11 protein-coding genes and 1 tRNA gene are annotated in these 9,877 nt (G+C 68.4%); 3 read left to right on the forward strand and 9 right to left on the reverse strand.

What is annotated here, in order from left to right:
* Nucleotides 1-106: 106 nt before the first annotated feature.
* The 7 genes from rplL to secE all read right to left on the reverse strand — a co-directional run bounded on the left by rplL (nt 107) and on the right by secE (nt 5,346).
* The gene (rplL, locus tag VGS97_RS26410; RefSeq protein ID WP_326856367.1) at nt 107-496 is read right to left on the reverse strand and encodes a 50S ribosomal protein L7/L12; all 390 of its coding nucleotides are present in this window, start codon (nt 494-496) and stop codon (nt 107-109) included.
* Between the two features lie 65 nt (nt 497-561).
* Complete coding sequence (gene rplJ / locus VGS97_RS26415; protein WP_326856368.1) at nt 562-1,161, reverse strand: 50S ribosomal protein L10; 600 nt, start codon at nt 1,159-1,161, stop codon at nt 562-564.
* 420 nt (nt 1,162-1,581) lie between these two features.
* The gene (locus VGS97_RS26420) at nt 1,582-2,445 is read right to left on the reverse strand and encodes an LppX_LprAFG lipoprotein (RefSeq protein ID WP_326856369.1); all 864 of its coding nucleotides are present in this window, start codon (nt 2,443-2,445) and stop codon (nt 1,582-1,584) included.
* A gap of 239 nt (nt 2,446-2,684) precedes the next feature.
* Entirely contained in the window at nt 2,685-3,398 is a 714-nt protein-coding gene (rplA, locus tag VGS97_RS26425; protein ID WP_326856370.1) for a 50S ribosomal protein L1, read from the reverse strand.
* Nucleotides 3,399-3,522: 124 nt separating this feature from the next.
* Nucleotides 3,523-3,954 carry a 50S ribosomal protein L11 gene (gene rplK / locus VGS97_RS26430; protein WP_326856371.1) on the reverse strand — a complete coding sequence of 144 codons (432 nt, stop codon included), beginning with the start codon at nt 3,952-3,954 and terminating at the stop codon, nt 3,523-3,525.
* 282 nt (nt 3,955-4,236) lie between these two features.
* The gene (gene nusG, locus VGS97_RS26435; protein WP_349262270.1) at nt 4,237-4,968 is read right to left on the reverse strand and encodes a transcription termination/antitermination protein NusG; all 732 of its coding nucleotides are present in this window, start codon (nt 4,966-4,968) and stop codon (nt 4,237-4,239) included.
* A 180-nt stretch (nt 4,969-5,148) separates the two neighbouring features.
* Nucleotides 5,149-5,346 carry a preprotein translocase subunit SecE gene (gene secE, locus VGS97_RS29865; protein WP_414641838.1) on the reverse strand — a complete coding sequence of 66 codons (198 nt, stop codon included), beginning with the start codon at nt 5,344-5,346 and terminating at the stop codon, nt 5,149-5,151.
* Between the two features lie 521 nt (nt 5,347-5,867).
* Between secE and VGS97_RS26445 the strand changes: the two genes are divergently transcribed.
* On the forward strand, nt 5,868-6,131 hold the full coding sequence (locus tag VGS97_RS26445; protein ID WP_326856373.1) for a hypothetical protein: 264 nt from the start codon (nt 5,868-5,870) through the stop codon (nt 6,129-6,131).
* Between the two features lie 100 nt (nt 6,132-6,231).
* Nucleotides 6,232-6,615, forward strand: coding sequence for a hypothetical protein (locus VGS97_RS26450; RefSeq protein ID WP_326856374.1), 384 nt, complete (start codon nt 6,232-6,234; stop codon nt 6,613-6,615).
* 66 nt (nt 6,616-6,681) lie between these two features.
* Here the strand turns inward: VGS97_RS26450 and VGS97_RS26455 are convergent.
* Nucleotides 6,682-6,754, reverse strand: a tRNA-Trp gene (locus tag VGS97_RS26455).
* Between the two features lie 247 nt (nt 6,755-7,001).
* Here VGS97_RS26455 and VGS97_RS26460 point away from each other — a divergent pair.
* A complete protein-coding gene (locus VGS97_RS26460) occupies nt 7,002-8,231 on the forward strand; it encodes a pyridoxal phosphate-dependent aminotransferase (RefSeq protein ID WP_326856375.1) in 1,230 nt (409 codons plus the stop codon).
* A 160-nt stretch (nt 8,232-8,391) separates the two neighbouring features.
* On the opposite strand, the gene VGS97_RS26465 is transcribed toward VGS97_RS26460, so the two are convergent.
* Complete coding sequence (locus VGS97_RS26465) at nt 8,392-9,741, reverse strand: MFS transporter (RefSeq protein ID WP_414641839.1); 1,350 nt, start codon at nt 9,739-9,741, stop codon at nt 8,392-8,394.
* Between the last annotated feature and the right edge of the window lie 136 nt (nt 9,742-9,877).

Here is a 9,877-nt window from a genome sequence, read left to right on the forward strand (position 1 = left end):
CAGATGGCCTGAAACGGACCGTTCCGGACATAAACAAACCGGGGCGATCACTCCAAAGAGTGATCGCCCCGGTTCGGCAGAACGCTCGCGCTAGGCGCGAAAGGTCTTACTTGACCTCGACGGCCGCACCGGCAGCCTTGAGGGCCTCGGCGGCCTTGTCAGCGGCCTCCTTGTTGACCTTCTCGAGCAGCGGCTTCGGCGCACCGTCGACCAGGTCCTTGGCCTCCTTGAGGCCCAGGGAGGTGAGCTCGCGCACGACCTTGATGACCTGGATCTTCTTGTCGCCGGCCGACTCGATGATGACGTCGAACTCGTCCTGCTCCTCCGCCTCGGGCGCGGCGTCGGCCGGGCCGGCCGGGCCGGCGACGGCGATGGCGGCCGGGGCGGCGGCCTTCACGTCGAAGGTCTCTTCGAACAGTTTGACGAACTCGGACAGCTCGATGAGGGTCAGTTCCTTGAACGCGTCGATGAGCTCCGCGTTGCTGAGCTTCGCCATGGTGGCGACTTCCTTTCGGTGAAACAGAAAGACGGGTGGGGGCGGGGACTGCTACTCGCTGCTCGCTACTCGGCGGGCGCGTCGGACACGACGGTGTCGGCGTCGGACACTGCCGTGTCGGACCCCGATGCGGACGCGGCGCCGCCCTGCTGCTCCTCGGCCTTGGCGCGCAGTGCGTCCGCGGTGCGGGCGAACTGGGTCAGCGGCGCCTGGAACAGCGCCGCGGCGTTCGCCAGCGTCGCCTTCATCGCGCCGGCCGCCTTGGCCAGCAGGACCTCGCGCGACTCCAGGTCGGCGAGCTTGGCTACCTCGGCGGCGGACAGCGGCTTGCCGTCCATCACCCCGCCCTTGATCACCAGCAGCGGGTTGGCCTTCGCGAAGTCGCGCAGCCCCTTGGCCGCCTCCACCGGGTCGCCCTTGATGAAGGCGATGGCGGACGGTCCGGCCAGCAGCTCGTCCAGACCGGCGATTCCGGCCGCGGACGCGGCCCGCTTGGTCAGGGTGTTCTTCACGACGGCGTACTGCGTGTCCGCGCCCAGGGAGCGACGCAGCTCCTTGAGCTGCTTCACGGTGAGCCCGCGATACTCGGTGAGCAGTGCCGCGCTGGACCCACGGAAGTGCTCCGTGATCTCCTCGACGGCGGCCTGACGCTCAGCCTTCGCCATGGCCCTCCTTCCGGGACGGTCGGTTGTCGGCCGCCGGTCTCGCAGAAGGTCCGCCCCGCCGCGAACGGCGATGTCTCACCAGACGGAAAAGCCCCGGCGCAAGCGCACGGGGCGAACCGCGTCGAACCACAGCCGACCGTGGCCGACGGCGGCCTGACGCGAGGAACCACTCCACACACCTGCGCGGGCCGCCTGCGAACGCGGTCCGGGAACGAGCTCCCGGCACGCGGTGCAGGACCTTCGGCAGCCATCCCGTCCGGGGCGAACCGGCAGGCTGGCGCGACCAGCGGTCATTGGATTGCGTTCAGAGTACGCGACCGCCCGGCCGGGACCAAATCGAACGTTCTCGGTCCCGGCCGGGCGCGCCGTGCCCGGCTCTCAGCCAGGTCGGACCAGGCGCCGTGGATCAGGTGTCGCGGCTCAGCCGGCGCTGCCGAGGCTGCCCAGGTTCCCCAGCATCGAGGACATGTCGCCGACTTGGTCGGCGGGCGGGGCGCTGACCGACACCGGCTTGCCCCAGTCCGACATGTGCAGGTCCACGGTCACCGCGCCCATGGAGGTGTTCGTGGCCACCTTCTCGCGCACCGGCAGGCCGTCGGAGGCCGCCCAGAGGTCCACGCTCTCGGTGGTGACCCCGCCGGCCTTCAGAAGCGACTTGAGCTGGGAGATCTGATCCGGCGTCAGGTTCGCGGTCGCCGCCGCGCTGTTGACGAAGGTCGCGGCGTCCACCGTGCCCGCGTAGTGCACCGCCTGGACCCCGTCGACCGTCTCGGTGCCCACCTTGCGCAGGTCGCCCGAGGCCAGCAGCAGTTGGAGCTGCTGGGTCGGGTCCATGCTCTTGGCCGAATTGGTCATCGACTCGAAGGCGGACCCGAGCGAGCCCATGGCGGACAGGTCGATCTTCACCCACGTCTTGCCGCCGAGTTCGCCGGACAGCTGCGGGATCTTCATGTAGATCGTGTCGCCGACGAGGATCTCGGTGACGTTCAGCGCGGAACTGCTCAGCGTCATCGACATCGCGATGCTCGGACTGAACTGCTCGTGCGCGTCCATGGTCGCGTTGAGGGTGCCGCCGGATATGGTTCCGGTGACGTGCACAGTCTTGTAATCCGAAGTCTTGGTCAGCGCGGACTTGATGAACGCGGCCGGGGAGATGTTCAGGGCGGCGCCGGCCCCGCTCCCGTTCGAGCCCCCGTTGCTCGTCGTGCTGTTGGTGCTGCACCCCGCCACTGCGGCGAGTGCGACGGCCACGCCCCCGGCGATGAGGCCGATTCTCCTGTACATGAGCCCGAAACCCTCCCAGGGTGAGGGGCACGCCCCCTCACCGGTTCGAGAACCACGCTACGCCAGAGTACGGACGAAGGCGGCGTCCACAGGCCTGTCCGCAGGGGACTGTTACGGGACCCGGATATCCGCCCGTAGAGGCCGGGAAGCGTGCCCCAACGGGAACGGCCCCACGCCACGCCGACATGTGGGCGCGTCGCGGGGCCGGTTCGGTGCTCAGAGCACCCTCAGCTCGCCCGTCAGGCGTCTTCCTCGACGAGCATGGCGCGGGTGCGGTTCGGGTCCACCGGGATGCCGGGGCCCATGGTCGTGGTGAAGGTGACCTTCTTCAGGTACTTGCCCTTGGCGGCGGACGGCTTGACCCGCAGCACCTCGTCCAGCGCGGCGGCGTAGTTCTCCACCAGCTGCTCGTCGGTGAACGAGGTCTTGCCGATGATCAGGTGCAGGTTCGAGTGCCGGTCCACCCGGAACTCGATCTTGCCGCCCTTGATCTCGTTGACCGCCTTCGCCACGTCCGGCGTCACGGTGCCGGTCTTCGGGTTCGGCATCAGGCCGCGCGGGCCGAGCACCCGGCCGAGCCGGCCGACCTTGCCCATCAGGTCCGGCGTGGCGACGACCGCGTCGAAGTCGAGGAAGCCCTTGGCCACCCGGTCGATCAGCTCGTCGGCGCCGACGTGGTCGGCGCCCGCCGCGCGCGCCGCCTCGGCACGGTCACCGGTGGCGAAGACCAGGACCCGGGCGGTCTTACCGGTGCCGTGCGGGAGGATGACGGTCGAGCGGACCATCTGGTCGGCCTTGCGGGGGTCGACCCCGAGCCGGAGGGCGACCTCGACGGTCGCGTCGAACTTCACCTTCGAGGTGGACCTCGCCAGCCGCACCGCTTCGAGCGGGCTGTAGAGCGAGTCGCGGTCGACGGTCGCCGAGGCGGCCTTGTAGTTCTTGCTGCGCTGCATGAGAAAAGCTCCCGGATCGGTCAGTCGGAGTTCGTGGTCGGATGGGCCGCGCAGGGCCCTGCCACGGGTTCGCCGCGAGGCGGCGTTCGTACTGGGTCAGTCGTACTGGGCCGGTCGTGCTGCGTCAGTCCTGGACCGTGACACCCATCGACCGCGCGGTGCCGGCGATGATCTTCGCCGCCGCGTCGATGTCGTTGGCGTTCAGGTCCTCCATCTTCATCTGCGCGATCTCGCGCACCTGGGCCCGGGTCAGCACGCCGACCTTGGTCTTGTGCGGGACCGCGCTGCCCTTGTCCAGGCCGGCAGCCTTGAGGATGAGCCGGGCGGCCGGCGGGGTCTTGGTGACGAAGGTGAAGGAACGGTCCTCGAAGACCGAGATCTCCACCGGGACGATCTGCCCGCGCTGTGCCTCGGTGGCCGCGTTGTACTGCTTGCAGAACTCCATGATGTTCACGCCGTGCTGGCCCAGCGCGGGGCCGACCGGCGGAGCCGGGTTCGCCATACCGGCCTTGATTTGCAGCTTGATGATCGCTGCGAGCTTCTTCTTGGGAGGCATGCTCCGGGTCCTTAACTCACATTGGTTGGGATGCCGTGGTCAGTGGCACACAGATACCCCGACGCCTCGCCAGGCGTCTGAAAGGGGTTACGGCACAGCTGACAAGGCTACCCGACGCCGTCGGCCCCGACCAAAACGATGATCGGGGCCGACGCGTAGGACGTTGCTCGCGAATGTGCTGGTTCTTCCGGCCGACTCTTCCAGCCGTGCTGATTTCTTCCGGCCGAGCTGATTCTCCTGACGGTACTAGCTCTTCTGACAGTGCTGGTTCTTCTGACAGCGCTAGTTTTTCTGGATCTGGCTGAACGACAGCTCCACCGGGGTCTCCCGGCCGAAGATCTCCACCAGACCCTTGACCTTCTGCGAGTCCGCGTTGATCTCGTTGATGGTGGCCTGGAGGGTGGCGAACGGGCCGTCGATCACCGTGACCGAGTCGCCGACCTCGAAGTCCAGCACCTTCACCTCGATCGGGGGCTTCGGCGCGCCGTCCGCCTGCGGCTGGTCGGCCATCAGGATCTTGGCGACCTCGTCGGTGGTCAGCGGGAACGGCTCGTGGGCGTTGCCGACGAAGCCGGTCACGCCGGGGGTGTTGCGCACCGCGCCCCAGGAGTCCGGGGTCAGGTCCATCCGCACCAGCACATAGCCGGGGAACTTGTTGCGCTTGACCTTCTTGCGCTGGCCGTTCTTGACCTCGACGGCCTCCTCCATCGGCACCTCGATCTGGAAGATGAAATCCTCCATGTTGAGGGACTGGATGCGGGTCTCCAGGTTCTGCTTCACCCGGTTCTCGTAGCCGGCGTAGGAGTGCACGACGTACCAGTCGCCGGGTGCGCGGCGCAGCGCCTCGCGGAACTCGTCGAGGCCGGTCGGCAACCCCGGCTCGGGCACGTCGCCGTCGAGCTCGTCGGCATCGAACTCCGTGGCCTGCGCGGTCGCGACGGGTTCGTCGTCGGCGCCAAACGCGGAGCCGCCCGCGAAGGCGTCCGGCTCGTCGGACTCCGCCGATTCGGTCATGTCGGACACTGCGGCCTCTTCTTCCTCTGCTCGCCTCTGCACCGTGGGGCGCGGGCAACGCCACAGCGCGCCGGCGCCACACCTCACTGCGTCCAGACTAGCCGGTGCGAAGGACACGAACCGCCGAGACGGGCGACGCGGCCGCTACGGTCCGTGGGATCGGGACCGGCGAGGCGTCGATCAGCCGAAGACCGCCTGCACGGCGCGGCTCAGACCGAAGTCGATCGCCGCCACGACCCCGATGATGACCAGCACGAAGACGATCACCACCGCGGTGTACGTGAACAGCTCGCTGCGGGTGGACCAGACCACTTTGCGCAGCTCGGTGACGATCTGCCGGTAGAACAGCGCGGGCGAGGTCCGCTTCTTGCGCTGCACCTTACGCTCCGGCGTCGCCTTGGCCTTGGCCTTCGCCTTGCCGGACGCCGTGTCCGTCTTGCGCTCCGCCCGGGATTTCTTGGTCTTGGTGGCCCCGGCGGCCTTCAGCTCGTCCGCGTCCTGCGGCTCGATCGCCTCGGGGACCCCGTCCAGGTCCTCGGCGTCGCTGCGCGTCTGGCTCACCTGCTACCTCACCCTGATCATCCGTATGAGTTGCGCCATGCACCGCAAAGCGTACGACGCGAGCCGCGCCAAGGCCACCTTCTGCTGTGAAGGTGGCCTTGGCGCGGCTGAGATCTGCGCGTGCGGGGCCGGAGGGATTTGCGCTCCCGACCCCCGGTTTTGAGTTGGCCGAACGGTCGCACGTTGCCCGGTTCCAGGCGCGCGACCTGCACTTGAGGCATGAAGGCTACCACGCGGGCAGGTCCTGGAACGCCAGTGCGCGCCACATTGCGGACGGTGGCCGACGGTGTTAGATACTCTCCGTAGTCAGTATATTCCTTCTGTGTGAGGGGTTCGCGATGGCGCGGTACGAGTTCTCGTTCGTAGTGACGGATGTCGAGCTCTCGGAGGAGGTACGCAAGCGGGTAGGGCGCGCTGTCGCACTCGCCGCAGCGGCGGAACTCGGAAACGCCGTGCCGCCCGAGGCGGCGACCGCCCCCGCCGTCTTCAACGAGTCGCTGATCCAGCACTGGATCGGCATTCCCGCGGTCATCGAGTTCGCGGAAGAACTCGGGAGCAGACCAGGCCCGCTGCCCTCGAACCCGTCCCGATCCGGCGAATAGGGCGCGAAGCATGGCGGGCGGGTCGGCGAGCGACGCGGGGAGATCCGGCAGAACCTGTCCGAGCAGTACGTGCGATGAGGGCTCGTTGCTGCTAGGGATCATGACGACCAGCGGGCGGTTGGCCTATGTCAATCCCCCGGTCGAGGTCGACGCGGAGTTCGTCGCGAAGGCGCGCTCCGAGGGCAGTGCGCAGCGGCGGTTCCGGTTCGCCGGGGCGTGTGTCGAGGGCGGATGCCCGCAGTGGACCGGAAGCCGGTGCGCCGTCGCCGACTTGGCAGCAGACGCCACACAGGCGCTTCAGCACGACGGTGCACCGTTGCCGTCGTGCTCGATCCGCAGGGAATGCCGCTGGTTCGCGCAACGCGGAAGGGACGCGTGCGCCGCGTGCTCATTCATCGTGGCGGACATGGGCGGCACGGACACGTACCGCTCACGTCAGGCAGCCCTGCACACACGGGATGAGCCCGATTCCGAAACCGGTTGACGACCATAACCGAGACGAGAAAGGCACCCACTCACGTGAGTAGGTGCCTTTTCGCTGTTCATCGTGCAGGGCCGGAGGGACTTGAACCCCCAACCCCCGGTTTTGGAGACCGGTGCTCTGCCAATTGAGCTACGACCCTATGCACACCGTGCCGCACCTGGGGCGCGGACCTCGGCGAGGACAACGGAAGTCTAGACGGTACCGCGTCACCGAGTCGAATGAGTAGCCTCACCCGAAGCCGGGCGACGGTGCCGAAACGGCGAAACGCGACTGCGGGCAGCGGTACGGAAGTGACACCATGTACCGCGTCGTCGGCCGACGTCGACCGCGGCGCACTAGAGCAGCAGCAAGGACAAGCAACGACAACAGCTGGAGCACAGCTTCCGATGAGCACCGACGCCACCGCCCCGACCCCGTTCCCGCGCATCTCGCACCGGATCGGCTCGATCGCCGAGTCCGCGACCCTCGCCGTCGACGCCAAGGCCAAGGCCCTCAAGGCGGCCGGGCGTCCGGTGATCGGTTTCGGCGCCGGCGAGCCCGACTTCCCGACCCCGGACTACATCGTCGAGGCGGCGGCCGCCGCGGCGCGCCAGCCCAAGTACCACCGCTACACCCCGGCCGGAGGGCTGCCGGAGCTCAAGGCGGCGATCGCGGCGAAGACGCAGCGCGACTCGAAGGTACGGTTCGAGCCGGGACAGATCCTGGTCACCAACGGTGGCAAGCAGGCCATCTACAACGCCTTCGCCACGCTGCTCGACCCGGGCGACGAGGTGCTGGTGCCGACGCCGTTCTGGACGACCTACCCCGAGTCGATCCGGCTGGCCGGCGGTGTGCCGGTCGAGGTCCTGGCCAACGAGGACGCCGGCTACCTGGTGACGGTGGCCCAGCTTGAGGCGGCGCGCACGCCGCGCACCAAGGTGCTGCTGTTCGTATCGCCGTCGAACCCGACCGGCGCGGTGTACTCCCCCGCGCAGGTCGCCGAGATGGGCCGCTGGGCCGACGAACACGGGCTGTGGGTGCTGACCGACGAGATCTACGAGCACCTGGTCTACGGGGACGCCGAGTTCGTCTCGATCCTGCACGCGGTGCCGTCGCTGGCGGACCGCTGCGTCGTGGTGAACGGCGTGGCGAAGACGTACGCGATGACCGGCTGGCGGGTCGGCTGGCTGGCCGGGCCTGCCGACGTGGTGAAGGCCGCGACCAACCTCCAGTCGCACGCCACCTCGAACGTCTCGAACGTGGCGCAGGTCGCGGCGCTCACGGCGGTGTCGGGCGATCTGTCCGCGGTGCACGAGATGCGCGCGGCCTTCGACCGGCGCCGGCAGACGATCGTGAAGATGCTCAACGAGATCGAGGGCGTGGACTGCCCCGAGCCACTCGGCGCGTTCTACGCGTACCCGTCGGTGAAGGGCGTGCTGGGCAAGGAGATCCGCGGCACGCTGGTGAGCACCTCTGCGGAGTTGGCCGCGGTGATCCTGGACGAGGTCGAGGTGGCCGTGGTGCCCGGCGAGGCGTTCGGCCCGTCCGGTTATCTGCGCCTGTCGTACGCGCTCGGGGACGACGATCTGGCCGAGGGCGTCTCCAGGATTCAAGCGCTGCTAGTCGAGGCGAAGTAGTACCTAACGGGCAATGAGTAAGGCAATGAGTAACGCGTAACGCGCCACACAATCACCACAATCACGCAGCCACGCCGCGAAGGCCGGTCCCGGCGGGAAACCCCGGGACCGGCCTTCGCAGTGTTCTGTGAAACTTTGAAACTTACCGACCACCTGAAACTTACGCCGCGTCAAACTGCTTGCGGCGGCTCGGCACCAGCCACATGGCGAGCGACGCGACCACCAGAACCCCGGCTCCCGTCCACACGGCGGGCTGAAGCCTGTCGATGAAGTGCTGGCCGGCCGTGAGCGTCCGGGTCGGTCCGTAGCCGCCGCGCGCCGTGAAGATCGCGCCCATCACCGCGATGCCGAGCACGCCGCCGAGTTCGCGGATCGCGTTGTTCACGCCCGACGCGACGCCCTCCTCGTGCCGCCGCACCGAGCCGAGCACCAGGTTGGCGATCGGCGCGAAGAAGAGCGCGTTGCCGATGCCGCCGAGTACCAGGCCGGGCAGCAGGCGGCTGTACGGCGTGCCGACCGCGATCACGTCGGCCAGCCAAGCCAGCGCGCCGGCCTGCAACAGCAGCCCGACCGCCGCGATCGACCGGCCGCTGATCCGGTCCGACAAGATGCCCGCGATCGGCGCGATGACCATCGGCATCGCGGTCCACGGCAGCATCCGCGCGCCTGAGGCCAGCGGCGAGTATCCCCAGATCAGCTGGAAGGTCTGCACCAGGAAGAAGACCGAGCCGAACATCCCGAAGAACATCAGCAGCGAGGCGACGTTGATCAGCGGGAAGGACCGGCCGCGCAGCAGCCGCAGCGGCAGCATCGGGTGGTCGGTGCGCGCCTCGCGCAGCACGAATCCGGCCAGCGCGAGCGCGCCGAGCACGAAGCCGCCGAGCACCACGGGGCTGGTCCAGCCGATGGAGCCGCCGCGGATCAGGCCGAGCACGATGCCGAACAGGCCCACGCTCACCAGCGCGTTGCCGATCAGGTCCAGCCGCTGGGCCGGGCCGCGGCTCTCGGTCAGCCAGACCCGGGACAGCGGCACGATGACCAAACCGATCGGCACGTTCAGCCAGAAGATCCACTGCCACGACGCGCCCTCGACCACCGCCCCGCCGATGACCGGCCCGAGCGCCACGGCCAGCCCGCCAAGCGCGCTCCAGCCGCCGATCGCCAGTCCACGCCGGTCGGGCCGTACCGCGGCCGACAGGATCGTGAGCGTGAGCGGGACGACGATCGCGCCGCCGATCCCCTGCGCGGCACGCGCGGCGACCAGAACGCCGATGTTGGGCGCGAGCGCGGAGACGACGGACGCGCCGGTGAACAGGCTCAGCCCGAGTGAGAACAGCCGACGCCGACCGAATCGGTCGCCGAGTGTGGACCCGGTCAGCAGGAAGACGGCGAAGGTCAGCGTGTAAGCAGAGATCGTCCATTGCAGGCCCTGGAGCCCGGCGTGCAGCGACCTCTGGATCGACGGCAGTGCCGTGGTCACCACCAGGTTGTCGAGCTGCGCCATGAACATGGCGACGCCGGTGATGACGAAAGTCCGAATCGGGTGGCCAATGGTCTCGGTCTGCGCAGCTGCGTCCCGCGATGCTGCGTTCTGTAACGCCGCGTTCTGTAGCACTGCATTCTGTAGCACTGCGTTCTGCGGTGAC

The sequence above is a fragment of the Actinocrinis sp. genome, assembly GCF_035946395.1.
Classification (GTDB): domain Bacteria; phylum Actinomycetota; class Actinomycetes; order Streptomycetales; family Catenulisporaceae; genus Actinocrinis.

Excerpts from the sequence above, each read along its gene's own strand:
- rplJ (WP_326856368.1), bottom strand. The coding sequence starts at position 1,161 with ATGGCGAAGGCTGAGCGTCAGGCCGCCGTCGAGGAGATCACGGAGCAC.
- VGS97_RS26450 (WP_326856374.1), top strand. The coding sequence starts at position 6,232 with ATGACGACCAGCGGGCGGTTGGCCTATGTCAATCCCCCGGTCGAGGTC.
- VGS97_RS26420 (WP_326856369.1), bottom strand. The coding sequence starts at position 2,445 with ATGTACAGGAGAATCGGCCTCATCGCCGGGGGCGTGGCCGTCGCACTC.
- nusG (WP_349262270.1), bottom strand. The coding sequence starts at position 4,968 with ATGACCGAATCGGCGGAGTCCGACGAGCCGGACGCCTTCGCGGGCGGC.
- rplK (WP_326856371.1), bottom strand. The coding sequence starts at position 3,954 with ATGCCTCCCAAGAAGAAGCTCGCAGCGATCATCAAGCTGCAAATCAAG.
- rplL (WP_326856367.1), bottom strand. The coding sequence starts at position 496 with ATGGCGAAGCTCAGCAACGCGGAGCTCATCGACGCGTTCAAGGAACTG.
- VGS97_RS26445 (WP_326856373.1), top strand. The coding sequence starts at position 5,868 with ATGGCGCGGTACGAGTTCTCGTTCGTAGTGACGGATGTCGAGCTCTCG.
- rplA (WP_326856370.1), bottom strand. The coding sequence starts at position 3,398 with ATGCAGCGCAGCAAGAACTACAAGGCCGCCTCGGCGACCGTCGACCGC.
- VGS97_RS26460 (WP_326856375.1), top strand. The coding sequence starts at position 7,002 with ATGAGCACCGACGCCACCGCCCCGACCCCGTTCCCGCGCATCTCGCAC.
- VGS97_RS26465 (WP_414641839.1), bottom strand. The coding sequence starts at position 9,741 with ATGTTCATGGCGCAGCTCGACAACCTGGTGGTGACCACGGCACTGCCG.